Below are 25,277 nucleotides of genomic sequence, written 5' to 3' on the forward strand. Positions count from 1 at the left end.
GGCGCGACGTTGGCAATTGGATGGATCCGTCCTCGATTCCCTATTGTGGTCCCGCGCCGATCCCGGCTGACTGGATGCTGCGCTGGAATCTCGATCTCTGGCTGTTGGCGGCGCTGGGCGCCGCGGCGCTGATGGCGTGGCGATGGAAAGCGCGCGGTCCCTTCTGGGCCGGGTTCGCGCTGATCGTCCTGCTGTTCGTGTCGCCGCTATGCGCCCTGTCGTCGGCGCTCTTCTCGGTGCGCGTCGCGCACCATATCATCCTGACCGCGGTTGCGGCTCCGCTGTTTGCGCTCGGCCTGCCGCGGTTTCGGCCGCGCGGCGGTGCGCCGCTATGGGCGGCCGCGCACATTCTCGCATTCTGGATCTGGCACGCGCCGGCGCCCTATGCTCTCGCGCTGGCGAGTGACGGCGCCTTCTGGTTGATGCAGCTTTCGTTGCTCGCGACCGCGTTCGGCTTCTGGGCTTCGCTCCGCTCGTCGTCGCCGCCGCTCGCGATCGGCCTGCTGCTTGCCATGATGGTGCAGATGGGGCTGCTCGGGGCGCTCATCACCTTCGCGGGCACGCCCCTCTATGCGCCCCATCTCGCGACGACGATGGCCTGGGGGCTGGCGCCGCTCGAAGATCAGCAACTGGCGGGGCTCATCATGTGGGCTCCTGCCGCGGCTCTTTATCTCGGCGCGGCGCTCTGGACCGGCTGGCGCCTCCTCGGCGAGCCGCCCCCGGTGGCAGCATGATCGAGGCGATCCAGGCGTGGGCGGCGCGCTATGCCACCGACCGCCGCTACTCGCCCGTCGGGCAGCTATTCCACTGGACGATGGCCGCGCTCATCCTATTCCAGCTCGGCTGGGGCTGGCGCATGAGCCGCATCGACGCGGGTGGCGACAAGTTGGAGGCGTTTCGGGTTCATGCCGAACTCGGCCTGCTGATGCTCGTGCTTGCTGCGCTGCGCGCGATCTGGCGGATGATCGTGCCGGGTCCCATCAACGATGCCGACCGGCTTGGCTGGCAGACGGTCGCAGCCTATGTGACGCACATACTCTTTTACGTCTGCTTTTTCGGTCTGCCGCTCTCGGGCTGGGCGATGTGGTCGGTGGTCGGCGGCGAGCCGCTCGAAGTGGCGGGGCTCCTTCCCTGGCCGCACATGCCCTTCGACAGTCTGGAAAAAGGCATTCAGTGGTGGATTCTCGACTGGGCGGAGGGAATCCATGCGCTCCTGATCATTCTCCTCGTCGCGATGATCCCGCTGCACGTTGGCGCGGCTCTGAAACATCATTTCTGGGATCGGCACGACGTGCTGCGGGGGATGTTGCCCGAGCTTCCGGAGGATGGGGCGGAAAGGACGCCGCATGACGGGACACCGCCGCAAGCTCGGCGACCGAGAGCAGGCGGCTGACGCGGCGCATCTCGCCTAGCGGGTCATTGTTGCGCTTCGCTTCGCGCCACGCGCGAAGCTGGCCCGAGATATAGGCGGCGGACTGACCGGCCAGCGGCGGATTGGCGGCATCGCCCACGCCGCCCACACCGTGGCACGAGGCGCAGGACGGCAATCCCCGCGCGGGATCGCCCTCGTCGTAGAGGCGCGCACCCGCCGGATTGCCGGCTTCGACCGGCCACGCCGCGGGCTGGACCGCCGCGTAGAATGCCGACACTTTCGATCGGTCGCCGTCGCCGAGTTTGCGGGCGATTGCGCGCATCGCGGCATGCTCGCGGCGACCATTTGCATAATCGTCGAGCTGCCGATGGAGATAGCCCGCGTCGAGCCCGGCGAGGCGCGGCGCGTCGCGCCCGTCGCCTTCGCCCTGCAGCCCGTGACAGGTGAAGCAGGCCGCCTCGGCGCCCGCATCGCCGCCGCTCATCGCGATCGTCTCGCCCGTCGCGCGGAAGCGATCGGGCGGCGCCGGCGCATGGCATGCTGGCAGAAGCAAGACGAGGAGAAGCGGGGCTTTGCGCACGCTTCGGGAACCAATGGCCGCGCGAGGTGGTTCCCAAAGCGAAACGAGGACGGTGAACGGCTATGAAAGGGGGCGCTGCGATTTCGGTCTTGATGCTGCTCGGCGCCTGCGCGCCCGCCCCGGTTGAAACGGCACCCGCCGACCGCGCCGCCGTCGCGCGCGGGCGCGATGCGGCGGCGCGGCTCGGTTGCGGCGCCTGCCATGCCATGCCCGGGATCGCTTGGCCGAAAGGGCGCGTGGGGCCGCCGCTCGCGGGCTTCGGCGCGCGCCCGCTGATCGCGGGCGAACTGCCCAATCGCGCGCCGCAACTTGCCGCCTTCGTCACCGACGCGCCGGCAATGGTGCCGGGGACCGGGATGCCGGCTATACCGATGAAAAAAGCCGAAGCCGACGAGATCGCCGCCTGGCTGCTGAGCCTCGATGACTGACCGGGCGCTGCCTTCGGAAGGCTGGCCGCCCGCCGTGCTCGATCCTGCCGGCCCCTATTCGGAGCCCGTGACCCTGCTTGCCTGGGTGCTGCTTGCTGGCGGAACCGTGATATTGGCGATCGTGCTTGGCGCACTCTGGATCGCGCTGCGCGGATCGCCTCGGCTCAAGACCCGGCTCGGCGGCGAGAAGGCGATCTGGATTCTGGGATTTGCCTTTCCCTCGGTCGTGCTCACGGGTCTGCTCGTGTGGGGCCTGATGCTCACCAGTTCGCTTTCGGCGGCGCGCGTTCCCGAAGGCGCCATGCGCGTCAAGGTCATCGGCGAGATGTGGTGGTGGCGCGTTCATTATCAGGACGGACAAGGCCGCGAGACGCTGCGCGATGCGAACGAACTCCACATTCCGATAGGACAGCCCGTCCTGCTCGAACTCGAGGCGGCCGACGTCATCCATAGCTTCTGGGTGCCGCGGCTTGGCGGCAAGATGGACATGATCCCGGGGCGCACCAATCGCCTGCTGATCGAGGCCGATGCGCCGGGTATCTACAAGGGACAGTGCGCCGAATATTGCGGCGGCCCGCACGCGCTGATGGGGTTTGTGGTGGTGGCCCACACCCCGGCGGACTTTGCGCGGTGGCAGGCTTCGCGGCTCCCGTCGCAAGGCGCCGGCGGCGAGGGGCTTGCACTTTTTCTCTCGAGCGGCTGCGCCGCCTGTCACACGATCCGCGGCACGCCGGCGCGTGGACTGGCCGGCCCCGATCTGACGCATGTCGGTTCGCGCAGGACGCTGGGCGCGGGCATATTGCCCAATAATCCGGGGACGATGGCGGGCTGGGTCGCCGACAGCCAAGAGATCAAGCCCGCGAACCGTATGCCCGCCTATCATCAGTTTAGCGGCGAGGAACTGCAGGCGCTCACCGCCTATCTGGTCTCGCTCAAATGAGATCGGAAACGGGGTTCGATCCCGCGCTCTACGATCGCTTCCCGACCAAGGGCCGCCGGCCGAAGGGCGAGGAGGAAGAGCTTCGCCGGATCTGGTGCAAGCCCAAGGGCTGGGAATATCTGTTCGCGGTCAACAATAATTATATCGGCATCTATTATCTCGGAACCGCTTTTCTCTTTTTCCTGATGGCGGGGGTGCTCGCGCTGCTCATGCGTGCGCAACTCGCCGCGCCGATGCTCGAGATCCTGCCGCAGGGCACCTATAATCAGGTCTTCACCATGCACGGCACGGTGATGATGTTCCTGTTCGCGGTGCCCGCGGTCGAGGCGGCAGGCGTGCTCCTGCTCCCGCAGATGCTCGCGGCGCGCGATCTGCCGTTCCCGCGGCTGTCCGCCTATGCCTTCTGGGCCTATGCCGTCGGCGGACTTTGTTTTTTCGCCTCGATCTTCGTCGGGCTCGCGCCCGACGGCGGCTGGTTCATGTATCCGCCGCTGACGTCCAAGGCCTATTCGCCGGGAATCAACACCGACTTCTGGCTGCTTGGCATCGGCTTCATCGAGATCAGCGCGATCGCGGGGGCGATCGAGATCATCGTCGGCGTGCTGCGGACGCGCGCGCCGGGCATGCGCCTCGACAGGATGCCGATCTTCGCCTGGGCGATGCTCGTCTTCGCAGTGATGATCGTGATCGCCTTTCCGAGCATCATTCTGGGGACCTTGCTGCTCGAGATCGAGCGCGCGTTCGGCTGGCCCTTCTTCGACGCGACGCGCGGCGGAGACCCCTTGCTCTGGCAGCATCTCTTCTGGTTTTTCGGCCACCCCGAGGTCTATATCATCTTCCTGCCCGCCGCCGGGATGATGAGCATGATCGTCGCGACCGTCGCGGGCGAGAGGCTGGTCGGCTACCGGCTCATCGTCCTTGCGATGATCGCGACGGGCTTCATCAGTTTCGGCGTGTGGGCGCATCATATGTTCACCACCGGCATGCCGCCGATGACGACGGGCTTCTTCTCGGCCGCCTCGATGGCGGTCAGCGTGCCGGCGGGCATCCAGGTCTTCTCGTGGATCGCGACGCTCGCAATCGGCAAGCCGAAGTTCAATGCGCCCGGCCTCTTCGTGATGGGCAGCATCGTCATTTTCGTGACGGGGGGTCTGACGGGTGTGATGGTAGCGATGGTGCCCTTCGACTGGCAGGCGCACGATAGCTATTTCATCGTCGCGCACCTCCATTATGTCCTGATCGGCGGCATGGTCTTTCCGCTGTTTGCGGCCTTCTATTACTGGATTCCGATGGTGAGCAAGCGGGCGCTGTCGGAGCGGCTCGCGAAATGGGTGTTCGGCCTCATGTTCCTCGGCATGAATGTCGCCTTCCTGCCGATGCATCTGGCGGGGCTGCAGGGCATGCCGCGCCGCGTCTACACCTATCTGCCGGGGCAGGGCTTTGAGCTTCCCAATCTCATCTCGACGGTCGGCGCTTTCATGCTCGGGCTCGGTGTGCTGCTCTTCCTCGTCGACCTGGCGCGCAATTTCCGGCTCGCGCCGGGCGAGGGCAATGCCGGAAATGTGTATGGCGGCGGCACGCTCGAATGGTTGCCGAGCGAGCTCTATTCGACGCGCTCGATCCCGGTCGTCACGAGCCGCGAGCCCTTGTGGGACGATCCTGCGCTCGCGGATGAGGTCGAGGAGGGGCGCTATTTCCTGCCGCGCTCGGCGACGGGCCTTCGCGAGACGATCGTCACCAGTCCGCTGCTCGCCGAGCCCCAATATCTGCAGATCATGCCGGGGCCGTCGCCATGGCCCTTCGCCGCCGCGATCTTTACTGCGGGCTTCTTCCTCGCGCTGACGGTGCAGGCCTATATGTTCGCATGGGTGAGCGGCGTGCTCGCGGTGATCTCGGTACTGCGATGGCTTTGGGAAACCGACCGGCCGGTCGAAATCGAGGGTGTCGACATTGGCGCCGACATCCGCGTCCCGACCTACGTTACCGGGCCGTTGAGCCATGGCTGGTGGGCGATGGTCATCCTGCTTGTCGTGATGGGCATGATCTTTCTCATGGCGCTGTTCAGCCTTGCCTTCCTGTCCTCGAACCAGCCGGGCTTCTGGCGGCCGCCGCCGCCCCTCGGCGAGGCAATATCGATCCTGGGGCTCTACGCTGTCGCAATCGGTCTCGCGCTCACGGCACGCGCATGCCTTCGACGCTCGCCCTTCTGGTCGGTATTCGCGCTTCTTTTGTCCGCGGCGGTTTCGAGTGCGGCGCTTGGCTTGGATTACGTGAGTTGGTCGAGTAGCGAACTTGGTCCCACTGCGAGCGGGCAGGGGGCTGTCGTCTATGCGCTGCTGGCCCTTCAGGTATGCGCAGCGGCGATTGCAATCTTGATGGCGCTTTACTGCGCGGCGCGTGCTGCGCGCGGCCTTGTCCCGCAGCCTAGGAACAACAGCATCGACCTCGCGATGCTCTTTCTCGTCTACACCGCGGCACAGGGGGTGACGGGCGCACTCGTCTCGCGACTGGTCGGCGCGGGCGGATGAAGAGCTGGTTCATCATGATGGGCGGTCTCGTCCTGTGGGCCGTACATTTCTTCCTTCTCTACCTCCTCGCCGAGTTCGGGGGCAGCGGGTCCGGCGTACGCCTCGCGGCATCGCTTTGTACCTTGGTCCTTCTCGGCGCTGCGGTGTGGATGTTCGTAGCGGTTTCGCGTGAAACGCCCGGCGATCCTTTCGCCTGGTGGCGACGGCGCGCGGCGATGCTGGCGCTGGCGTTCGGCGGGCTCGGAATCGTCTTTCAATAACTGCCCATCTTGCTCGTTGATCGATAGGACGGCGGGAACGAGGGCCGCGCCAGATCGGGCCGGCGGCCAAATTCGGGAGTTGGATGGATGCCGCTGATCGAGACTATTGCGAGGTGCGAGGAAGAGCTGCGGGCCGCGATGCTGGCCGGCGATGTCGAGGCACTGGAGCGGCTGCTTGCGGAGGACATGATCTTCGTCGATCAACAGGGGGTCAGGCGATCGCGGGAGGGTGATATAGCGGCGCACGGTTCGGGCCTGCTCGACCTGAGTTCACTCGACTTTCGCGGCGACCGCCGCATTTGGTCCCACGGTGACGTGGCGAGCGTCGTCGTAACGGCCGATGTCGCGGGAACCTATGCCGGCGCGGCTTTCTTCGGGACTTTTGCCTATCTCCGGCTCTGGAAGCAGCAGGGCGACTGTTGGCAGATCATTCTCGCTCAATGCACGGCTTGTTCCTCGTCGGAGCTCTGATCGAATTCTGCCTCGGGGAGGTTGAGCGCGGCATCTGTCGAGCGCGCTCTGGCCTCGCAGGCTCGGCCAGGGGTCGCACGGATGTAGGGCCGCGCGTGCACACTTGCCTCGCTTCTTGCCGGTGCGGGCGCGCGCTTTCACGGCGGGCAAGCCGCGCTGCGCGCGGCTCCGGCCACGGCTCCGCCGCGTCCGACCCGCCGCTCCCGCCCGCACGCCGCCCCGGCTGCGGCTCCGGCAAGAGTGCGGCTTTCGGCCCTTCGGGCCAGCGTTCTCGCTGCCAAGGTCAATCCGGCTTTGCGCGAAGGTTGCGGCGGATCGTTCTCAGCGCATTCTCGAGACCTTGCGAGCGATATCCGCCTTCCGGCGTTTCGCGATCGAACAGGGCGCCGTCGTCATCCCGGCCAAGCAAGAATTCAAGCGCTTCGACAAGGTCCTGATCCATGGTTGTTCTTCCCGTCACCGCGCCAGCGTCACCGATATGGGACAATGATCGGAGTAATGCTTGGTGCCCGACCCGTAGAGCGTCTCGGCAAAGCTCAGCATGTCCGCGCCGGCGCGCCGGTCAAGGACGATATGATCGATGAAACTGTCGTAGCGCGGATCGCATTTCGGTCCCGTCCCGGCATCTGCGAGACGGAGATCGGCGTTCGAGGGCGTGCCATCATCGAGCTCGGACCAGACGCGGTCGGCTGCAAGGCCGAGCCTGCGGTTCCAGTCGCCGAGCAGGGCGAAGCGCACAGGCGCCTCGGCAGCCGCATCGACCCACGCCTCTAGCGCGGGGATCTGCTCGGACAGGATCGGGCACGCCTTGGCGGTATCTCCGGCAAAGCAGCCCGACTTCAAGTGGATCGAAAGCAGACGGAGCGGCCTCGCGCGCTCAGGTCGGAGCGTGATGTCGACGCCCGAGCGCAGTTGAGGATTGCCGAGCATGAGGCTGGTCACATCGGGGTGGCGGTCGAACGCAATGGTCTTGCGGATCGCGAATCCGACAGCCTGGCGGATCACGCGCTGCGACTTGTGCTCGCCGCCGCAGGTCCCGCTGGGCCTACCGGCGCGCTCTTCCATGACGACGGTATAGCGGGCGGGGTCGAACACGCGCTCTGCCGCCGCGACACTCTCCGCTTCCTGAAACGCGATCAGGTCGGCGTCGAGCCCATCGGCTATCTGCCGCATGGCGGCATAGTCGGCGTCGGTTCGCGGCTGACATCCGTCGCCGTTATGCTCGGCAAGGAATTCGAGGTTCCAGCTCGCCAGGGTGAGCGGCCGGTCTTGCAGGACAGAGGGCGAAAAGGGCTGCGAAGCTTGCTCGGCCCCCGCGCAAGCGCTGAGCGAAAGGAGAGTAGCAGCTATAAAAAGGAGGCGCTGGTTCATCGGGCGCTTCTGGCCGCGACGCGGGGCGCTTTCAACCTCTTCGTTGGCAGCAATATTATCTGGGGAGAGAACCTCGTCTCCCGGGAACCAGGGGGAGAGACGAGGCACTACAAGAATGCGCACCTACGAGGAATTGTTCCGAATGACGTGTAATATGATATTGATTTCGATCAAGTTTACCCGAATTTCCGTGCGGTACTCGACTTTCCAACAAGGAGGTTCGTGATCCATTGTTCGGCGCGAGCTGATGTCTGGCTTCGGCGATTCATAGGGACTTCGTGATCGCGGGAACAAGGCTGGCTCCCTTGCCGTTGTTAAAGAGCCTATATCGGAGACCGATGCATGCAGCAGCAGATTGCAGTCGTGACGCTCGGGATCGCGGATCTCGTCCGGTCCCGCCGCTTCTATAGCGAAGGCTTCGGCTGGACGCCGGTGTTCGCGAACGAGGAAATCGCCTTCTATCAGATGAACGGTCTGATCCTCGGCACATGGCTTGAGGCAAAGCTCGCCGAGGACATGACGCGGACCTCGTTCGGAGGCCCGGGGGCCTTCGCGCTCGCCCATAATGTCGGGTCGGCGGAAGAGGTCGATGCAGTGATCGCGGCACTGGAGGCTGCAGGCGGGCGGGTGCTCCGGCCAGGCGATGCACCGCCGCATGGCGGCTATCGGGGCTATGTCGCCGATCCCGACGATCACGCCTGGGAAATCGCTTGGAATCCGGCTTGGCCGATCGACGCCGAAGGCCATGTGACCTTCGGCGCCTGACGTCGGGTCTTAGCCGTTGAGGCGATCCTTGACCGCCTTCGCCGCGCCGAAGCCGAGCTTTTTCGAGGCCGCGATCTGGATGGTCTCACCGGTCGAAGGGTTGCGGCCCTCGCGGGCTGCGCTTTCCTTGACCTTGAACTTGCCGAAGCCGTTTACCGATACTTCCTCGCCCTTGGCGGCGGCGTCGGCGATCGCGGCGAACACGGCGTCGACAGCCTTCTTGCCGTCGGCCTTGCTGGTTCCGAGCGCGCTAGCAACTGCGTCCGAAAGGTCGGCATGGTTCATTCAATATCTCCCTTATGCGGTCGGCCCCTCGCCGACCGGGCGGTCTCTATAGGAGCGAATATTTGCCTTCGCTATCGCGATCAACTCGCGAGGCTGCGGAAGGTGATCGACCAGCGCGCCGTCTCGATCGGCGCGATGCTATGTTCCCACGCGTGCCGCGCTTCGCCGGTGAAACGATAGATCGAGCGGGGCGCGAGCGGCAGTGCAAAGCGGTCGAACTTGTCTCCTCGGCGGCGCCGGAAGCGCATCGCCGCCTCTGCTCCCAGCGAAATGCCGACGACATGCTCGAAGACGGGCCGGTCTTTATGCCAGCCGATGCCGGCCCCGGGGCCGTATGAAATCAGCAGCGCCTGCGCGAGGGCGCCCGGCGGAAGTTCTGAAAAACGCTCGGCGCGAGCGGCGATCGGCGCGAGCCAGTCGGGGATCGGCGCGGCGCGTGCGAAAACCCCCGTCTGGAAATCATAGCTCCATCCGAATGAGCGGGTGAGGCGTTTGCCCTCCCATTGCTGGAACTTGAAGGCCTCGAGCCCAGCATGTTCGATATGGGCTATGAGCGCCGCTTCCTCGGCTTCCGTGACGAAGGCTTCGGCCGCTTCGAGACCGGGAAGCAGTGCACGGCCAAACAGATCGGCCTGCGCCGCGGCACTTTTGCTGACAGGGTTGTGTTTCATGTCCTTGCGAGTGCGTTCAGCTTCGCCGCGATCGCTTTCCAGCGCTCGACGCCCGCATTATCCCCCGCGAGCGCGAGCGCACCGATGCGCGCTGCGACGAAGCGCGGTGCGCCCGCTCCATGCTGCTTTTCGACGGCGAGGGCGCAGGCCCAGAGATGGCGGTCTTCGGTGAGCATCAGAGCAGGGTCGGCATATCGGGGAGCGGGGGCGACGTCCTGCCGCGGTTGCTCCAGGGGTCGTTGCTATGCTCGGCAACGAGGCGGTCGCCCGGATATTTGCGCACGAGCCCGAATGCTTCGTCGGCGGGCGCGTGCAGCCAAGTCTCATGATCTTCGGGACGGAGGATCACCGGCATGCGGTCGTGGATATCGAGCAGTTCCTCGGTCGCGTCCACCATCACGCCGGTATAGGCGTCGCCCCATTCGTCGGTGGGGCGCCATAGTCCCGCCCAGGCCGCAAGCGGCTGATCGGTGACGCTGATCCAGGTCTTCGTCATTGCGCCTTTTTCGCCGACGGCTTCGGCAAAGGCGGTGAACGGGATCAGGCAGCGATGCGCCGGCTGGGCAAACCATTGGCTCCACATACCATAAGGATTGAAGAGCTGATCGTCGCGTGCGTTGTTCGTCGGGCTCGGCTTGTTAGGCAGGCCCGTCTTCTTGCTTTTGGAGTGGCGCGGAAAACCCCAGGTCATCGAGCGCAGGACGCGCTTTCCCTGCTCTTCGCGGACGACCATGCCCGAATAGCCGGGATACACATCCTCGGCGCTGTTGAACGCCGGTACGGGGAGGTCGACGCCGAAATGCGCCGCAACCTCGGCCGCGCTTTTGCGCTCGGTGTAGAGATTGCACATGGACGTCAGTCTATCAGCATCGAGCCGGGAAGGAAGGGCATGGGGGGAAACGGCGCTCTGCTAGAGCAGCGCTTGCTGGGGCCGCGCGCTCGGCGGCAATTTGCCGCTGCGCCAAAGATCGTCGGTATGCTCGGCGACAAAATTTTCTGCGGGCGGTGGCGGACGAAACTGGAAGCCGATGACATCCTTGATCGAGCCGTGGAGCCAGCGTTCATATTCATGGGGCATGAGGAGGACGGGCATGCGATCGTTGGTGGGATGCACGAGCTCGTTCGCGTCCATCGTCATGCCGGCGTAAACGGGACCCAATTCGGGGGTGTTCTTGGCGAAGCCCGCCCAGGCCATGATCGGCTGGCCTTCGGCAGAGAACCAACTGCGTGTCTTCTCGCCCGGCGAGCCGTTGGGGTTCGCGAAGTGCGTCAGCGGAATGAGGCAGCGATAGCGGGGCTCGACGACGAGACCTTCCCACATCGGGTTGGTGAGATCGGCGACGAGGCCGATGCGGCCCGGCGGATCGCCGCGCAGCCGCATCTCGCGGGTGAGGCGCGGGAAGCCCCAGAGCATCTGGCGAAGGTGCCGCCGGCCGTTCGTTTCGTGGACGACGAGGCCGGGGAGGGCCTCGATCGTCTCCGAGGGAACGGCGATATCGGTAAAGCCGCCGGCGCCGAAATGATCGGCGACGTCCGAAGCCGTGGCGGCAAGGGTGTAGAGGCGGCTCATCTCTCGGGCTTCAGGCGAAAATCTTCGTCCATTTTTGGACTTGTTCCGCAAAGCTCGCCGGCTCGAATCCGAGACCGATCTCGGTTTCGACGAGCGGGGCGCTGCCGCCGGCGGCGTAGAAGCCGCTGATGTCGCTCTCGCCGAACGGGTCGAATTCCTGCGCCCAGCGATCGAGGGCGATTGCGCGCGCGTGGAGCGCGGCGCCGCCGTGATCACCGAGTCCCTGCTCGCGCGCGAAGCGCTCAAGCAGACGGCCATGCTCCGCAATGTCGCTCGGGCTCTTCACCACAAGATGCCGGATCGTCTCGATCGCGCGCGCGAGATGCGCGCCGGTGATATGGACCGCATTGATCGCGGCGAGAAAACCGCCGGGTGCGAAAAAATCATTGGCGGCAGCATGGCCGCGGATGCGGTCGTCACCTTCGGATCTGTCGAACGGGATTACGTCACCCATGGCCGGTCTTTCGTTGCGAGTCGGTCACGGAACATAGAACAAAAATGGAACAAAGGCGAATCCGTGCCGTGTCTATCAGGGGTCGACGTCGGCGGGTTGAGGAACAAGGAAGAGCGTGCGGCCCTCGACGCGCCAGGCGGCGAGCTGCGACAGGAAATTCATGCCGAGCACATCCGTATTGCCGAGCGCGGGTGAGATCACGACCTTCAGCCGCTGTACCTCGATGGCGCCGACCGCGAGCGCATCGACCGTTCCGGCCTCGGCCCGCACCGTCCCGTTCGCGGTCTGCATCAGGAGCGGCAGCAGCGTTGCATCGGCCTCGACCCCGGCTGCGCGGGCGGTCTCCTGCGATAGCGCGGTCACGGTGGCGCCGCTGTCGACGAGCATCCTTCGCTTAACGCCATTGATTTCGGCATCGACCCAGAAATGTCCGTCGCGCGCCATGGGAATGCGCACCTCGCTGCCGACGACCTGCTGTCGATCGAGACCAATCGCCGCGGTGAGGCGGCCGAGGTTCGGATCGAAGGGGGCGTGCTGAAGAATGAGGAAGATCGCGAAGGCGAGAAGCGCGAAGGAGAAGAGGCCGCGCAGCACGCGGCCGACATAGGGGATCTTGAACAGCAGGATCAAGACGAGCGCGGCGCCAGCCGCATAGATCGCGAGTTGCTCCCAAGGGAGATCGGTGGTGAGAGGCATATCGGCGGCTTTATCACCGGCCTCGTGTCGCGTGGCTGAACGATCAGCTCTCGGAGATCGTCTCGTCCTCGATCGCCGCGGTGATCATTCTTTCCCACACCCCGGCAACCCCGACTGCCAGCATGCGCCCGCTCGGCTCCCGCATCGTCTTGAGGATAGCGAGCGCCGCGGCGGTATACTCCGGCCAGAGCATGTCGACGGCATCGGCCGCCGACCGCAGTTCGCCTTCGCCGTTCCGGCTGAGCTCATGTCCGGCAAGGACCCTGGCTATCCGCTCGACCGGAGCCGTTGCTGCAGTGTCCCGAGTCATCGGCCGTGGTTCAGATAGGCGCGGACCGCGTCCGCGCTGTTTCCGACAGCATCGACAGCCTCGCGAAGTTCTTCTTCGCCCACGCCGAGGCTCTCGGTCCAATCGCGGATCTCATAATCTTCGGAAAGGCTGATCCGATCGCGATCGGAGGCGCCCGTCAGTCTCTTGTCATCCGCCATCATGGTCTCCTGTGTCTGCGCTCGCGAAGCCGGGCCGCGCGGGAGCTGCGGCCCGGCCCAGAAGGCGCAGCAATCTGCGCCTGTCTGTGCCGCGATTCTGTCGGCACCTTGCCTTCGATACCTCTTTCGCCGGTTGAGCGGAGTGGCGCTCTCAACCCCGAATGACGCGCCGACGACGGCAAGCGTTCCCGAGAAAATTTTTCGGATTAACACAGGTTATTCCGGGGATGCGGAGGCGCGCTCGGCGCGGAACTTTCTAAACGAGCCAGCGTTACCCGGACATCCACCACGGATGAATCGGCGCAGCTTTCACCGTCCCCCGCTCACGCGGTCGGGCGACTGGCGGACTGCGTCCAGACGGGAGATTTATCATGTTCAGATGGGCTATCATCTTTGCCGTCGTCGCGCTCGTCGCGGCGCTTCTCGGCTTCGGCGGCATCGCCGGCCTTTCGGCCGACTTCGCCAAGATCTTGCTCGTGATCGGCGTCGTCCTCTTCATCGTCGCCTTCGTATTCGGGCGCGGACGCCGCACATTGCCCTGAGTTTCCGGGATGGCCGAAGTTTCCGACTTTGCCATCCTCACGGGTGCCGGCGATCACAAACCCCTCGGTCGCCGGCACACGACTATATCGCCTTCCTTTTTCGGCCGTGTCTGAGCAGCGGCCCGACCCAATCCAAGTCACCCCCGACGGCCGCTATTTCGTCATTCGCGGCCGCCTTTGGCGTATGTCGAACCCGGCGCTTGAGCCTGGCCAGCGCGAGCGACTTGTTTCCGAACTAATGACTGCCCGGCGGAACGTGCGAACGGCGCTCGCAGCAAGGGATGGCGTCGCGCTTCGGCGGGCCCGCTCGGCGATCGATCGGTCGAAACGCGCGCTTGGCGAGCGCGGACCGGTGTGGTGGGACGATGGAGCCCCGGACTATAACCGGCATATGGCAGTCAACACGCCCTACGCGCGGTGGTTCGAGGACTTGGCAGGCTAAAGCTGGCCTTCATTCACCTCATAGAGGTTCAGGACTTTGCCGTCATCAGCGGAGACATGGAGCCGCGATGGAGCGTCAGCATCGCCGTTCCGATCCCGGCCGCCGGGACGATCTTCATCCGTTCGGATGCGATGCCGCGATCCTCGAGCAAATGGGCGAGGAGGCTGATCTGGCCTTCGTCGCCGGCGATTTCGATCGTCGCGGCCGGAGCCGCGCGAAGGACGGTGGCGAGGTCCGCGGCTCGGCCGAGACCGATGCTCGTCAATTTGGGCCTGTCTTCTTCGAAGCCATGAAAGGTGAATGTCCTGCTCTGGCCCTCGCGCGATGCAAGCCAATCGGCCATCTCGCGCGTCAGCGATCCTGACGCCGCCGCCATGGTCGAGCCGTCGGGCAGGGTGACGAGCGCACTCGTCGCTGCCTCCGGCGGGGCGGCCTCGACCGGTTCACTGCCGCAGGACTGGAGCGAGAGCGTCGCGGCGCCGAGCGCGAGAACGGACGTCATGAGCAAAAGAATACGGGGCATCGTTGATCCTCGATCCCCCTCGCAGCACCAACGCTCCGCGTAGGCGGATGTTGCTGCTGCCTCGCCGTTTTTACGCCGCGGCCTGCAGCGCCGCAGCGTCCTGATATCGGCAGATGCTGCGGCCACTTCGCTTGGCGGTATAAAGCGCCTCGTCGGCGAGGCTGATCAGTTGCTCGAGGTCGCGCGACAGGTCGTCGCACACGATATAACCGATCGACGTCGAAACGCGGATATCATGGCTTCCGACGGCGAAGGGACGCGCGATCGAAGCTGCGACGCGTTCCGCGAGCATATAGGCCTCGTCGGGATTGCCGATCTGAAGCTGCACGATCACGAACTCGTCGCCGCCAAGGCGCGCGGCAATGTCGCCTTCGCGCAAGGTTCCCGAAATTCGTCTTGCCACCGCGGTGAGCAACGCGTCGCCGACGGGATGGCCGAAGCTGTCGTTCACAGGTTTGAAGCCGTTGAGGTCGAGGCAATGAAGGGCGATCGGGCGGAGCTTTGCGGCGCGCACATTGCGGTCGAACCATTCGCGCAGCGCCAGCCGATTGGGCAGGTCAGTGAGCCCGTCGCTTCGCGCGAGCGAGGCGAAGGTGAGCCGGCGGCCGATGTCATCGAGAGCGCGGGCGTGTCTTTTTCGCAAGCTGAAGATGCCGCCGGCGAGGAAGGCGGCGGTCATCAGCGCGGTTGCGATGTGGAGCGGCGTTCCGGCAGCGAGCATCGTGACGACCGGCGGCAGGACGGCGAGAAGGAGCGAGGCTATGGCGATGCGCGGGCGAAGGCTCGTCCCCGCCGCGACACCGGCCGCATAGCCGATGACGAGACAGATCGCGAGCTTGTCGATGGCTGGATCGGGTAGGGCAAGCGCCCGCGCGGCGAAGAAGCCGAGCATGGCTGCAAAGACGGTGTAGCTCGCCGCGTAGCGGCGCTCGAGCCGGCGGGCCTCACCGAGTGCGATCGCGGGATTATCCGCGGCGGTTGCGTCGCGTGAGGCAACGAGGAGCCGGGCGATCGAGGCGAGGACGCCGATCGCATAGGGTCCGGCGATCAGCATGTCGCCCGATTGTTCGATGATCAGCGCCCCGCATAGGAGAAAGCCGAGCGACATGACGAGCGAGGGCAGCAGGCCATCGTAGAGACTTCGGATCAGTTCGATTTCGATCGCGTCGGGAGAATACTTGACCGGGGTCGACATCGCTCAGCTCCTTGCCGAGAATTACCGCCCACCGGGAGGACCGGTTCCTCCTGCGCACGGCCGAACCTCCTGCAATCCCGCACGCTTCAGCCTAGACGCCGAGCGTTAACAAAGTTGGAAGCGTGGGAGCATTCGCCGAACATTCGATGCCCGAAAAGGTAAAGCCCCGCTGCACAAGGCTGCGGGGCTTTCCTGAAGTCGGGTCCTGAGACCCGAGCTTGCAAATTATCGACGCGCGGATGGCCGGATTGTTCCCGTGGCCGTCGATATTATTTCAATCATCGGCAGCGCACATTGCTGCGATCGATTTCGCGCCCGACGGCTGCCCCGCCGAGCGCGCCGATCACGGTGCCGAGCGTTTCCGACCTGCCGTCGGCGATCACGTTGCCGAGCACGCCGCCCGCGATCCCGCCGACGATCAGGCCGGTCGATCCGTCGTTGCGGCGGCAATAATATTTGTTGTCGCGGCCGCGATAGATGCGGTCGTTGTCGCTGAGGCGGCGTTCGCGATAGCGCCGGTCGTTGCGATAATAATTCTCCGCATAATAGCCGCTGTAGCGCGGGTCGGGGCGATCATAGTCATAGCGGCCATATTGGTCGTAATAGGCGCGATCATAATAGCCATAGCCGCCGTCGTCATAGGCGTAGCTGCTGCCCGTGGAGGCGCAGGCACTTACCATGGCGGTTGCGGCTGCGAGGGGAAGGATCATCAGGCGGTTCATCGGCATCACTCCATTTGGTTGCGTGCCTGGCCGACCTTGGCGGGGCATGCGCTGGCCCCTCATGATCTAGACCCCTGAAACCATGTCGAGTTCCGCCGCCTGCCATTTGAAAGCTAACGGAAATCCCGTGGCTTGATCTTGATGCCCTCGGTGGGTTGGCCGGGAATGATACCGGACCCGAGGCGGAGGTCGGGAATATAGATGTCGCGCGGATTGCGGCCGAGCGGCTTCGTCTCCGGATCGCGCGGGTCGGGACCCACGGGGCTCTTGACGACGTCGGCGCGGCCTACCTTGTAGATATCGGCGATGTCCTTGCGCTGCCCGACGCTCGCGAGCAGCGGGGAGAGGTCGTCGAGCCTTTGCGCGACGATATGGATGACCTCGCCCTCGCGCTGAACCTGACCGCGCACACCCATCATCGCGGCGCCGAGGACCACGGGGCGATATTTCTCGAAGACATTGGTCCACACGACGAGGTTCGCGACCTCGGTCTCGTCTTCGAGGGTGATGAACATGACGCCCTTTGCCGAGCCCGGCTTCTGGCGGACGAGAACGACCCCGGCGAGGTTGACCCAGCGGCCGTCCTTGATGCCGTGAAGCTCCCGGCACGTGATGATCTTTCGCGAGCGAAGCTCGTCGCGCAGGAAGGCGAGGGGATGGGCCCTGAGTGACAGACCGGACGCTCTATAGTCCTCGACGACCTCGGCGCCTTCGCCCATCGGCGCGAGCAGCGTTTCGGGTTCCAGCGCTTCGCGCTGGAGACGTCCGGCGCGTTCGTCGGCAGCCTGAAAGAGGGGAAGGGCGGCAGGTCCGAGGCCCTTCACTTCCCATAGCCCTTCCCGGCGCGAGCTTCCGAGCGAGGCGAAGCCGTCCGCGTCGCCGATCCGGTCGAGCGCGCCGCGCCCGACCCCGGCGCGGCGCTGGATTTCCTCGGCGCTGCTATAGGGCTCGCCGGCACGGGCCGTGGCGACCGCGGCGCCATCCTCATTGGCGAGACCGCGGACCATGCGCAGACCCAGGCGCACCGCATGATATTTGCCGTTGGCCGCTTCTTCGAGTGTGCAGTCCCAGCGGCTGTGATTGACATCGATGGGCCTGATCTCGACGCCATGATTGCGGGCATCGCGGACGATCTGCGCGGGCGCGTAAAAACCCATCGGCTGGGCGTTGAGCAGCGCGGCGCAGAATGCGTCGGGATGATGGCATTTCATCCACGACGAGGCATAGGCGATGAGCGCGAAGCTCGCGGCGTGGCTCTCGGGAAAGCCGTAGGAGCCGAAACCCTCGATCTGCTTGAAGGTCTTTTCGGCAAACTCGCGGTCGTAGCCGCGGCCGACCATGCCATCGATCAGCTTGTCGCGGAAATGGCTGACCCCGCCGGTGAGTTTGAAGGTCGCCATCGCGCGGCGGAGGAGATCGGCCTCGCTCGGGGTGAAGCCGGCGCATTCGATCGCGACGCGCATCGCCTGCTCCTGGAAGAGCGGGACCCCCAGCGTCTTCTCAAGCACGCGCCTGAGTTCGGGGGTCGGGTAAGTCACCTCCTCCTGTCCGTTTCGGCGGCGGCGATAGGGATGGACCATGTCGCCCTGGATCGGGCCCGGCCGGACGATCGCGACCTGAATGACGAGATCGTAGAAGGTGCGCGGCGCCATGAGCGGGATCGACGCCATCTGGGCGCGGCTCTCGATCTGGAAAACGCCCAGCGTGTCGGCTTTGCGGATCATCGCATAGGTCGCGGGATCTTCCGCGGGAATGGTGGAAAGATCGTGCTTCAGTCCCTTGTGATCGTGCAGGAATTCGAAGGCACGGCGCATGCAGCTCAGCATCCCCAAAGCAAGGATGTCGACCTTCATGAAACCGAGGGCGTCGATGTCGTCCTTGTCCCATTCGATGACCTGCCGGTCTTCCATCGCGGCGGGCTCGATTGGCACGAGTTCGTCTAGCCGGTCGCGCGTCAGCACGAAGCCGCCGGGGTGCTGCGAAAGGTGGCGGGGCGTGTTGATGAGCGTGCGCGCGAGCTCGAGCGTCAGCGCGAGGCGCTTGTCCCCGAGGTCGAGGTTCAGCGCTTCGGCATGCTTTTCCTCGACGCCCTCGCGGCTGTAACCCCAGACCGCGCCGGCGAGCCCCGCGGTGATGTCTTCGCTAAGCCCGAGCGCCTTGCCGACTTCGCGGACGGCGCCGCGCGAACGATAACGCGTGACGACTGCGGTCAGCGCGCTGCGGGTCCGGCCATAGGTCTCGTAGATCCACTGGATGATTTCCTCGCGCCGCTCATGCTCGAAGTCGACATCGATATCGGGCGGCTCCCGGCGCTCGGCGCTGACGAAGCGTTCGAACAGGAGTTCGGACCGCACCGGATCGATCGAAGTGATACCAAGGACGTAACAGACCGCGCTGTTCGCCGCGCTGCCGCGGCCTTGGCAGAGGATCTCGCGGCGGCGGGCTTCGGCGACGATCGAGTGAACCGTCAGGAAATAGGGGGCGTAATCGAGTTCTCCGATCAATCGCAGCTCATGCTCGAGCTGAGTGCGGACCTCGGTGCTGACGCCTTCGGGGTAGCGGACGGGAGCCTTCTCCCATGTCAGCCGCTCAAGCTCCTCCTGCGGGGTGCGTCCAGGAACCTGGATCTCGTCGGGATATTGGTAACGCAGTTCTTCGAGACTGAAGGTGCAGCGCGCCGCGAAATCGACCGTGCGGGCGACCGGCGAGCTGTCCTTGAGGTAGCGGCGGAACAGGCGCTCCATCTCGGCCGCCGTCTTGATGTGGCGGTCGGCGAAGCGCTCGCGGCGATCACCAAGCTCGTCGATCGTGCATTTCTCCCGGATGCAGGTGACGACATCCTGCAGCAGGCGCCGGTCGGGCATGTGATAGAGGACGTCGCCCGTTGCGAGCGTCGGCACTTTCGCTTTGGCGGCCAAGGCTGCGAGATCGCGCAGCCTGATCGCGTCGCCGGGGCGGCGCCGGATCGTGAGTGCGAGATAGAGGCGATCGCCGAAGATGCGACTGGCGCGGGCGATCGCCGCCTCGGCTGCGCCATCGGCGCGGTCGGGAAGCAGGATCGCAAGCAGACCCTCGTTCCAGTCCTCGAGATCGGGCCAGTCGAGATGGCAGGCGCCCTTGCCGGCGCGCGTCTTTCCGACGCTGAGCAGCCGGCACATCCGCCCATAGGCCATCTTGTCGGTTGGATAGACGAGAAGTGCCGTGCCATCGGCAAGATTGAGGCGCGTGCCGGTCAACGCGCGAACGCCGGTAACCTTCTCGGCGTCCCACGCGCGCACGATCCCGGCGACGCTGTGCCGGTCGGCGACGCCGAGCGCGGGCAGTCCGAGCATGGCAGCGGCGGTGAAGAGCTCCTCGGGCGACGAGGCCCCGCGCAGGAAGCTGAAATGCGTCGTGACCTGCAGCTCGATATAGGCCGCCCCGTCATCGGTCATGCGAAAGCAACGCTGCTTGATGGCCGCATCACGCAAATGCAGTTAAACACCGGTGGCAGTCTCAAGCGAATGCGGTTCGCTACCGGTCGCATTCTCAAGCGAATGCTCCGTGAATAAACCAGCGCATCGAACCGGTTGCGGGATTGACCCCGTCGCCGAGGCGGAAGAGCCAGTAACGGCCGCCCGTCTCGGTCTCGACCTGATAATAGTCGCGGACGGTGAGGTGGGTTTCGCCTTCGATCCCGCCCTCGCGCCACCATTCGCCTTGGAGCCGCTCGGGTCCATCGCCTTGGGTGACCCGGTAGCGTTTACGGCGCCAGATGAAGAGGCGCGGCGCATCGTCGGGGAGCAAGGCGACGACATCGACTGGTTCGGGCCGCGCTAGCATGCGCGACGGCCGCGGCCAGTCGCTCCAGCTCTCGCCTGTCTCGGGCGCGAGCGCGGGGAGGGCAGCAACCGAGCGCTCGGGCATCGCGCTCGGTCGCGGCGCCGCGCGCTGGAGCGCGCGCTGCCCGAAGCGATTGGCGAGCGTGTCGACCAGCGCGGGAAGATCGGGTCCGCGCCGTCCGATATTTTCGAGCGCGTCGGCCTGGCTCCCTGGCTGCCGCTCGGCGAGCGCGGCGACGAGGGTCATCGCCTCGATCCCGAGACCGGGATCGATGCTCTCGATCCGCGCGGCGAGCAGCTTCGCAAGATGCCGGGGATCGCGCGAGGGCGAGGCGGTTCCGACACGCATGGCCTGCGTCTGCCCGTCGACGCGGTGGAAATAGCAGTCGAGGCGCCGCGCGCCCGTTCCCGCGCGGTTGAGCTGGCCCGCGATATCGTGCGCAAGGTCGCCGATCACCTGCGCCAAGGCGTCCGCCGTCGCGAGCGGCTCCATGAAGCCGCGCCTCGCCCGCGGCAGCTCTTCGGGGAAGAGCGGTTCGATCGGCTCCGGCAGCGTGCCGAGTGCCTGGTCGAGCCGGCGATGCAGTTCGCGCCCGAACCGTTTCGCGAGCGGACCGCGTGGGCTCCCGATCAGCTGCTCGATCCGCTCGAAGCCCAATTTGCGAAGGCCTTCGACATCGGCGGACGGCAGGCGGAGCGCTGAGACGGGTAGGAGCGCGATCGCCTTACGGTGCGCTCCGGGTTCAACCGTGACAGGCCGCCCGGCGGGGACATGGCGGGCGGCCGCATGCGCGCAGCCGGCCGTGTCCGCGACCGCAATTTGCAGGCTGAGACCGAAGGCCGCGACGCGGCGGTGAAGATCCTTGAGCAAGGCTCGCTCGCTGCTGAAGATGGCCGCGCAGCCCGTGATGTCGAGCCAGAGCCCGTCGGGCGGATCAGGCGCGACAACCGGCGAATAGCGTGCACCTGCCCAGAGGGCGAGGCGACGCAACCCGTCGAGATCAGCCTCGGGCTCGGCGTCGACGACATCCAGCTCGGGCGCGAAAGCCCGCGCTTTCGTGATCGTCATGCCTGTCTGGATGCCAAGCATTTGCGCCTCGCGGCACGTCGCCGCGACGATACGCCGGCCATGGTCGGGAATCGCGGTAACGAGCGGGCGGGGCGGGGCGCTGCCGTCAGGCTGCGGCTTGCGCATCTTCCTGCGCAGCCGGTCGGTCGACCAGTGCGGCAGGAAGAGCGATACGACCCGTCGCATCGCAGCCCTCCACGATCCAGTTGTAGGGATTGCCCCCGCGCGCGCGCTCGAGCGCGACGCGCCAGCGCGCGCGTCCGATCGCGGGGATGCCGAGATCCTCGGTCGGACTCGCGGTGATGCGCCAGCGGGTCAAAGCGGCGCTGCCTTCGGCAGGCTCGCCGGCCTTGCAGGCCCGGCGGAAGATGAAGGCGGGGACGCCCGAGGCTTCGGCGGCGAGCTGCAGCCGCTTCGACGCGGTGGTGCTGTACTTCTTGACCTCGCCGACGACCCCGGCGAGCCCCGGATGGCGGAGGCACTCCTCCATCGCGAGGAGGACGTTGGTGTCGCTGCCCGCTTCGACATGAATGAGCCGGTCGGGATGCAGTCCGGCTAGATGAAGCGCGGGGGCGAAGAGATCGCGCCAGCGCAGGCACCAGAAAACCGGGCCGTCGCTCCGCGCGAGGATGCCGGCGAGGAAGATCGTGGCGCTCGCATCGTCGGCCAGTTCGGGGCTGCCGGCGAGCTCGTGGAGCGCGCCCGTCGCGATTCCGCGCGCCGGGATTCGCGAGTCGAGATCATCGATCCCGAACGGAATGACGTCATGACGCGCGCCAACGCCTTCGATTTGCGCAATTTTGGCGCGAATATCTTCAAGAACGACGGACTGGCGCATAGGTGCGGATAACTCGGTAAGCTGGTCTTATGTTCCTTCTTTGTTCTCATTGCCCGCTGTTCGTCAAGGCGCGCTGCGGCGAAGCGGTGTCATCGCTGTGGATGAAAGACCGGAAAGCGAGGGTGCCGGGGGCGCCGCCGGCCGGAGGGAGGTACGAGCCGGCGGCGGGGCATACTGAAGGTTCGGGCCCTTGCGCCGGGATGCGGCAACGGAGCGCGGAGCGGGGCAATCGCGACGGCCGCGAGCCTGGCTTTCGCGTCCGGAGTCATGATTCCGCTGAGGCCCATTGTCTCCCGTTGCATGGGACCTTTCCCGCATTGGCTGCCTGATTGCGGGGCTCGGCTCGCCTAATGCCGTCAACCCCCTGCGGGGGTTCGCCCTCGCATGCGCTCGGTGACGGCGGCTCACGGCCCCTCCTTCTGGCGCCATCGGGGATGGTCCCCGAGCATCAAAGGAGACTGAACATGGGTACCACCATTGGAAATCTGACCCTCAAGGACGACGGAAGCTACGAGGGCACGCTCGCGACCTTGATGGTCACCGTGCCGATCGCGATCGTTCCGAACGGCCGCAAGATGAAGGAAAGCGAGCCCGACTTCCGCGTGGTCAGCCGCCGGAACGGCTTCGAACTCGGCGGCGGCTGGACGAAAACCGCGCGCTCGACCGGCGCCGAATATATCTCGGTGTCGCTGTCGGCCCCCGAACTCGGCGAGATCTTCTGCAATGTCGCGAACGCGCCGGGCGACGATCCCTCGAAGAAGGTGCTGATCTGGAACGCCCCCGGCAACTGACAGCATTGCGGCTCCGCCTTCGAGCGGGGCCGCACTTTCCTTTGCAGTCATTGATTGTTTTGCAGTCAATGACTAATATCTACGCTCAAGGAGACGCGACATGGGCAGCATGACGATCAGGGGCATCGACGACGCGCTGAAGCGCCGGCTGCGGCTGCAGGCGGCAGCGCATGGCCGTTCGATGGAAGAAGAGGTGCGCGACATCCTCCGCTCGGCGCTTTCTACCGACGATGCGCCGATGGGCAATCTCGCGGCGGCCATTCGCGCGCGCTTCGCGCCGCTCGGCGGCATCGAACTCGACATTGCGCCACGCGAGGACACGCGCGAGCCCATCGATCTCTCATGATCCTCCTCGACACCAATATATTATCCGAAGTCTTGCGGGCCGCGCCTGAGCCGCGGGTTCTCGACTGGATCGGGCGGCAAGCTGCTTCGTCGCTCTTCGTGACGACGGTCACCCAGGCGGAAATTCTCTACGGTATCGCAATTCTTGACAAAGGTCGGCGGCGCGACGAACTGGCAGCCGCCGCACTCTTGATGTTCTCCGAGGATTTTTCCGGTCGCCTCCTGGCATTCGACGGCGACGCAGCGACGGCATTTGCCGAAATCGCAGCGGCACGCCGTGGCATGGGGCGCCCGATAAGCCAGTTTGACGCCCAGATCGCCGCGATCGCCCGTTCGCGGGGAGCTATTCTGGCGACGCGAAACAGCCGGGATTTCGAACATTGCGGTATCGAGATCGTCGATCCCTGGAGCAGATGAGATTTCCGTCATCGACGCGTAATCCTGCAAACCGACGCTCGATCAGCGCCATGTCTCCGGCCCGGAAGCGGCCCCACCCGCTCTCGAATAGCCGCTGATCCCTGGGCCGAGGACCGGCCTCCTTCAATCAACCCGCAAGGGGTCCCGGCGCTGCGCTTGGGCCTTCGCTTCGCTGCGGTGATTGCGGCCTGTCCCCGTCCGGCGGGGCGACTGTCGAGCGGGATGGTCCCGCTCCCCGACAGGAGCCTCGATATGCCGCTTTCAACCGCCCAATCGCTTGGCTGGAATCTCGCCCGCACGATGATGACGATCATCGTCCTCGTTGAAACATCGGCTGGATATTCGGTCATGCCGCTCGACGAGTTCGACGGCGATCCCGCTTGCATCGTCTGCGAATATGACCCGTTCAACCGCTGATATCGCGCGGGATTTCGCTCCAGGGTGGACCCGGTTCCGGTTTCACCTTCGGGGCGATTTCGCTATGCCCGCGAGGCAGATTGCGCTGTGGTGGTGGTGGAGAGCGCGTCCGACAGGAGGGCGCCCGTGACCTTCATTCTCCTCCTCGGCGGCGCGGCCGCCATCTATATCGCCATGCTGATGTTTCGCCTGGCTGCGGTGGCGCTTCCGCTTTACGCCGGCATCGGCATTTCGATTTACCTCATCGGCCGCGACTTCGGCTATCCGGCATCGATCGCGGCAGGATTGCTGGTCGGAGTTCTCATCCTCGTTGCCGGACGCGCACTTTGCGCTGTCCTGCCGCCCTTCTATCGCGCGATCGTCGCGGCAGTATTTGCCGGTCCCGCCGGCTTTGCCGGTTATCAGGCCGCGAAGGGGCTGGCCGGGCTCGCGATCGGCGGAGGATATACGCTTGAGGCGCTCGGAATTGCAGGCGCTCTCGCGGCGGCCGTTGCAGCCTGGCGGGGGCTCGGGACAGCCGAGAGGCATCGCACGCGCGGCGGAGCGATCGGCAGAGCTTGAGCCTGATCCCTTGAATCAAACCGGTTCCGCTCAACTACCGAATTCGCGTCGAAGCCTCGCAGTATCCCGCACCAGCCCGGCCTCCGATCTGCGCCATCTGCCGGCAAGCTGCTGACGCTGGATCGCTGGCCGCAACGGCGGGCCTGCGACTTTCTTCCCCCGGCGTTCCGCCGTTCCTCGCGAGCCAAGAAACTCTTTGCCCGCCGTCCTCCGCTTCGCTTCGGGCCTGGCGGCTGCGGCGCGCTCCCTTGCCGGCGGTCGAAGCGCATCGAGGCCGCGCTGGTGCGGCCCGACATGCAGCAAAGGACATCGTCATGAGCAAGATCGGCAGCTTCAAACTCGTCTCGGGTGAATATCAGGGCGAGATCGTCACGCTTTCGGTGCAGGCCAGATCGGTCCGCATCACCCCCGAGCGGAACCACAGCGGCAACGCCCCGAGCCACCGCGTGTTCGTCGGCGACGCCGAGGTCGGCGCAGCCTGGTCGAAGACGAGCCAGGACAAGCGTCCCTATCTTTCGGTCAAGCTCGACGACCCGAGCTTCATCGCCCCGATCTTCGCGCAGCTCTTCGCTGGCGAAGAGGGCGAATATGACCTGGTCTGGAGCCGTCAGTCCCGCCGCGGTGACAATTAATGCCGCACCATCGCCCGGTCTCGGCCGGGCGATGTTACATCCAGATTGAGGGCTTTAGCGTGGGTAGCTCGGATATTTTTGC

General features: G+C 65.5%; 33 protein-coding genes and 1 pseudogene. 16 read left to right on the forward strand and 18 right to left on the reverse strand.

From position 1 onward, the window contains the following. The first annotated feature begins 20 nt into the window (after nt 1-20). Together AC3WS4_RS23310 and AC3WS4_RS23315 are read left to right on the forward strand one after the other, a co-directional pair. Nucleotides 21-734: a cytochrome c oxidase assembly protein gene (locus AC3WS4_RS23310; protein WP_492740723.1), complete on the forward strand. Its 714-nt coding sequence runs from the start codon at nt 21-23 to the stop codon at nt 732-734. Further along, nucleotides 731-1,393, forward strand: coding sequence for a cytochrome b (locus AC3WS4_RS23315; RefSeq protein ID WP_492740722.1), 663 nt, complete (start codon nt 731-733; stop codon nt 1,391-1,393). The genes AC3WS4_RS23310 and AC3WS4_RS23315 overlap by 4 nt, the downstream gene beginning before the upstream one ends. Nucleotides 1,394-1,418: 25 nt before the next feature. Here the strand turns inward: AC3WS4_RS23315 and AC3WS4_RS23320 are convergent. Further along, nucleotides 1,419-1,805, reverse strand: a pseudogene (locus AC3WS4_RS23320) (c-type cytochrome); the annotation flags it as partial. Between AC3WS4_RS23320 and AC3WS4_RS23325 the strand changes: the two are divergent. The 6 genes from AC3WS4_RS23325 (at nt 1,701) to AC3WS4_RS23350 (ending at nt 6,579) form a co-directional block, all read left to right on the forward strand. Then, entirely contained in the window at nt 1,701-2,018 is a 318-nt protein-coding gene (locus tag AC3WS4_RS23325; RefSeq protein ID WP_492740778.1) for a hypothetical protein, read from the forward strand. The pseudogene AC3WS4_RS23320 and the gene AC3WS4_RS23325 sit on opposite strands and share 105 nt — an antisense overlap. Then, complete coding sequence (locus AC3WS4_RS23330) at nt 2,015-2,380, forward strand: c-type cytochrome (protein ID WP_492740721.1); 366 nt, start codon at nt 2,015-2,017, stop codon at nt 2,378-2,380. The genes AC3WS4_RS23325 and AC3WS4_RS23330 overlap by 4 nt, the downstream gene beginning before the upstream one ends. Next, entirely contained in the window at nt 2,373-3,320 is a 948-nt protein-coding gene (coxB, locus tag AC3WS4_RS23335; protein WP_492740720.1) for a cytochrome c oxidase subunit II, read from the forward strand. Before AC3WS4_RS23330 ends, coxB begins: the two co-directional genes overlap by 8 nt. After that, nucleotides 3,317-5,848: a cbb3-type cytochrome c oxidase subunit I gene (locus AC3WS4_RS23340; RefSeq protein WP_492740719.1), complete on the forward strand. Its 2,532-nt coding sequence runs from the start codon at nt 3,317-3,319 to the stop codon at nt 5,846-5,848. The genes coxB and AC3WS4_RS23340 overlap by 4 nt, the downstream gene beginning before the upstream one ends. Beyond that, nucleotides 5,845-6,108 carry a hypothetical protein gene (locus AC3WS4_RS23345; protein ID WP_492740718.1) on the forward strand — a complete coding sequence of 88 codons (264 nt, stop codon included), beginning with the start codon at nt 5,845-5,847 and terminating at the stop codon, nt 6,106-6,108. The genes AC3WS4_RS23340 and AC3WS4_RS23345 overlap by 4 nt, the downstream gene beginning before the upstream one ends. A gap of 87 nt (nt 6,109-6,195) precedes the next feature. Beyond that, nucleotides 6,196-6,579, forward strand: a complete 384-nt coding sequence (locus tag AC3WS4_RS23350) for a nuclear transport factor 2 family protein (RefSeq protein ID WP_492740717.1) — start codon at nt 6,196-6,198, stop codon at nt 6,577-6,579. Nucleotides 6,580-6,862: 283 nt separating this feature from the next. Here the strand turns inward: AC3WS4_RS23350 and AC3WS4_RS23355 are convergent, their stop codons facing one another. Then, entirely contained in the window at nt 6,863-7,021 is a 159-nt protein-coding gene (locus tag AC3WS4_RS23355) for a hypothetical protein (protein WP_171013847.1), read from the reverse strand. Nucleotides 7,022-7,035: 14 nt separating this feature from the next. Further along, nucleotides 7,036-7,950 (reverse strand): exonuclease/endonuclease/phosphatase family protein, encoded by a 915-nt coding sequence (locus tag AC3WS4_RS23360; RefSeq protein ID WP_062179560.1) that lies wholly within the window; start codon nt 7,948-7,950, stop codon nt 7,036-7,038. Between the two features lie 342 nt (nt 7,951-8,292). Here AC3WS4_RS23360 and AC3WS4_RS23365 point away from each other — a divergent pair, with 342 nt between their 5' ends. After that, complete coding sequence (locus AC3WS4_RS23365; protein WP_137893798.1) at nt 8,293-8,715, forward strand: VOC family protein; 423 nt, start codon at nt 8,293-8,295, stop codon at nt 8,713-8,715. Between the two features lie 9 nt (nt 8,716-8,724). Here AC3WS4_RS23365 and AC3WS4_RS23370 read toward each other — a convergent pair whose 3' ends face one another. The 9 genes from AC3WS4_RS23370 to AC3WS4_RS23410 form a co-directional block, all read right to left on the reverse strand. Beyond that, on the reverse strand, nt 8,725-9,000 hold the full coding sequence (locus AC3WS4_RS23370) for an HU family DNA-binding protein (protein WP_056350296.1): 276 nt from the start codon (nt 8,998-9,000) through the stop codon (nt 8,725-8,727). 80 nt (nt 9,001-9,080) lie between these two features. Then, entirely contained in the window at nt 9,081-9,671 is a 591-nt protein-coding gene (locus AC3WS4_RS23375) for an alpha-ketoglutarate-dependent dioxygenase AlkB (protein ID WP_062179566.1), read from the reverse strand. After that, on the reverse strand, nt 9,668-9,847 hold the full coding sequence (locus AC3WS4_RS23380; RefSeq protein ID WP_062179569.1) for a DUF6961 family protein: 180 nt from the start codon (nt 9,845-9,847) through the stop codon (nt 9,668-9,670). Before AC3WS4_RS23380 ends, AC3WS4_RS23375 begins: the two co-directional genes overlap by 4 nt. Beyond that, nucleotides 9,847-10,521, reverse strand: coding sequence for an SOS response-associated peptidase (locus AC3WS4_RS23385; protein ID WP_293644168.1), 675 nt, complete (start codon nt 10,519-10,521; stop codon nt 9,847-9,849). The genes AC3WS4_RS23380 and AC3WS4_RS23385 overlap by 1 nt, the downstream gene beginning before the upstream one ends. 60 nt (nt 10,522-10,581) lie before the next feature. Further along, nucleotides 10,582-11,241, reverse strand: coding sequence for an SOS response-associated peptidase family protein (locus AC3WS4_RS23390; protein ID WP_137893796.1), 660 nt, complete (start codon nt 11,239-11,241; stop codon nt 10,582-10,584). A 10-nt stretch (nt 11,242-11,251) separates the two neighbouring features. Further along, on the reverse strand, nt 11,252-11,695 hold the full coding sequence (locus AC3WS4_RS23395) for a hypothetical protein (protein ID WP_492740716.1): 444 nt from the start codon (nt 11,693-11,695) through the stop codon (nt 11,252-11,254). A gap of 75 nt (nt 11,696-11,770) precedes the next feature. After that, a complete protein-coding gene (locus AC3WS4_RS23400) occupies nt 11,771-12,391 on the reverse strand; it encodes a retropepsin-like aspartic protease family protein (protein ID WP_252170965.1) in 621 nt (206 codons plus the stop codon). Nucleotides 12,392-12,434: 43 nt separating this feature from the next. Continuing rightward, the gene (locus tag AC3WS4_RS23405) at nt 12,435-12,701 is read right to left on the reverse strand and encodes a hypothetical protein (RefSeq protein WP_492740715.1); all 267 of its coding nucleotides are present in this window, start codon (nt 12,699-12,701) and stop codon (nt 12,435-12,437) included. Continuing rightward, on the reverse strand, nt 12,698-12,880 hold the full coding sequence (locus AC3WS4_RS23410) for a DUF3606 domain-containing protein (RefSeq protein ID WP_137893791.1): 183 nt from the start codon (nt 12,878-12,880) through the stop codon (nt 12,698-12,700). Before AC3WS4_RS23410 ends, AC3WS4_RS23405 begins: the two co-directional genes overlap by 4 nt. A gap of 371 nt (nt 12,881-13,251) precedes the next feature. Here AC3WS4_RS23410 and AC3WS4_RS23415 point away from each other — a divergent pair, with 371 nt between their 5' ends. Continuing rightward, entirely contained in the window at nt 13,252-13,422 is a 171-nt protein-coding gene (locus AC3WS4_RS23415) for a DUF1328 domain-containing protein (protein WP_077029184.1), read from the forward strand. Between the two features lie 470 nt (nt 13,423-13,892). Here the strand turns inward: AC3WS4_RS23415 and AC3WS4_RS23420 are convergent, their stop codons facing one another. From AC3WS4_RS23420 to AC3WS4_RS23445, 6 genes are all read right to left on the reverse strand, one after another. Beyond that, nucleotides 13,893-14,366 carry a hypothetical protein gene (locus AC3WS4_RS23420; RefSeq protein ID WP_492743020.1) on the reverse strand — a complete coding sequence of 158 codons (474 nt, stop codon included), beginning with the start codon at nt 14,364-14,366 and terminating at the stop codon, nt 13,893-13,895. A 91-nt stretch (nt 14,367-14,457) separates the two neighbouring features. Then, nucleotides 14,458-15,582: a diguanylate cyclase domain-containing protein gene (locus AC3WS4_RS23425; RefSeq protein WP_492740713.1), complete on the reverse strand. Its 1,125-nt coding sequence runs from the start codon at nt 15,580-15,582 to the stop codon at nt 14,458-14,460. Between the two features lie 278 nt (nt 15,583-15,860). Further along, entirely contained in the window at nt 15,861-16,304 is a 444-nt protein-coding gene (locus AC3WS4_RS23430; RefSeq protein ID WP_492740712.1) for a glycine zipper 2TM domain-containing protein, read from the reverse strand. Between the two features lie 113 nt (nt 16,305-16,417). After that, complete coding sequence (locus tag AC3WS4_RS23435; protein ID WP_137893787.1) at nt 16,418-19,738, reverse strand: error-prone DNA polymerase; 3,321 nt, start codon at nt 19,736-19,738, stop codon at nt 16,418-16,420. 94 nt (nt 19,739-19,832) lie between these two features. Further along, nucleotides 19,833-21,380 carry a DUF6504 family protein gene (locus AC3WS4_RS23440; RefSeq protein WP_492740711.1) on the reverse strand — a complete coding sequence of 516 codons (1,548 nt, stop codon included), beginning with the start codon at nt 21,378-21,380 and terminating at the stop codon, nt 19,833-19,835. Beyond that, nucleotides 21,301-22,032 (reverse strand): ImuA family protein, encoded by a 732-nt coding sequence (locus tag AC3WS4_RS23445; RefSeq protein WP_054727824.1) that lies wholly within the window; start codon nt 22,030-22,032, stop codon nt 21,301-21,303. Before AC3WS4_RS23445 ends, AC3WS4_RS23440 begins: the two co-directional genes overlap by 80 nt. Nucleotides 22,033-22,496: 464 nt before the next feature. On the opposite strand from AC3WS4_RS23445, the gene AC3WS4_RS23450 reads away from it, so the two are divergent. The 6 genes from AC3WS4_RS23450 to AC3WS4_RS23475 all read left to right on the forward strand — a co-directional run bounded on the left by AC3WS4_RS23450 (nt 22,497) and on the right by AC3WS4_RS23475 (nt 25,195). Next, nucleotides 22,497-22,823 (forward strand): DUF736 domain-containing protein, encoded by a 327-nt coding sequence (locus AC3WS4_RS23450; RefSeq protein ID WP_054727820.1) that lies wholly within the window; start codon nt 22,497-22,499, stop codon nt 22,821-22,823. A 100-nt stretch (nt 22,824-22,923) separates the two neighbouring features. Then, a complete protein-coding gene (locus AC3WS4_RS23455) occupies nt 22,924-23,169 on the forward strand; it encodes a FitA-like ribbon-helix-helix domain-containing protein (RefSeq protein ID WP_054727818.1) in 246 nt (81 codons plus the stop codon). Continuing rightward, entirely contained in the window at nt 23,166-23,585 is a 420-nt protein-coding gene (locus tag AC3WS4_RS23460) for a type II toxin-antitoxin system VapC family toxin (RefSeq protein ID WP_137893785.1), read from the forward strand. The genes AC3WS4_RS23455 and AC3WS4_RS23460 overlap by 4 nt, the downstream gene beginning before the upstream one ends. Nucleotides 23,586-23,837: 252 nt before the next feature. Next, nucleotides 23,838-24,002, forward strand: coding sequence for a hypothetical protein (locus AC3WS4_RS23465; protein WP_167346271.1), 165 nt, complete (start codon nt 23,838-23,840; stop codon nt 24,000-24,002). Between the two features lie 24 nt (nt 24,003-24,026). Beyond that, nucleotides 24,027-24,563, forward strand: coding sequence for a hypothetical protein (locus AC3WS4_RS23470; RefSeq protein WP_492743022.1), 537 nt, complete (start codon nt 24,027-24,029; stop codon nt 24,561-24,563). Nucleotides 24,564-24,877: 314 nt separating this feature from the next. Next, on the forward strand, nt 24,878-25,195 hold the full coding sequence (locus tag AC3WS4_RS23475; protein WP_439511628.1) for a DUF736 domain-containing protein: 318 nt from the start codon (nt 24,878-24,880) through the stop codon (nt 25,193-25,195). Nucleotides 25,196-25,277: the final 82 nt, after the last annotated feature.

The sequence above is a fragment of the Sphingopyxis sp. EU05-FHT14B03 genome (assembly GCF_058790875.1).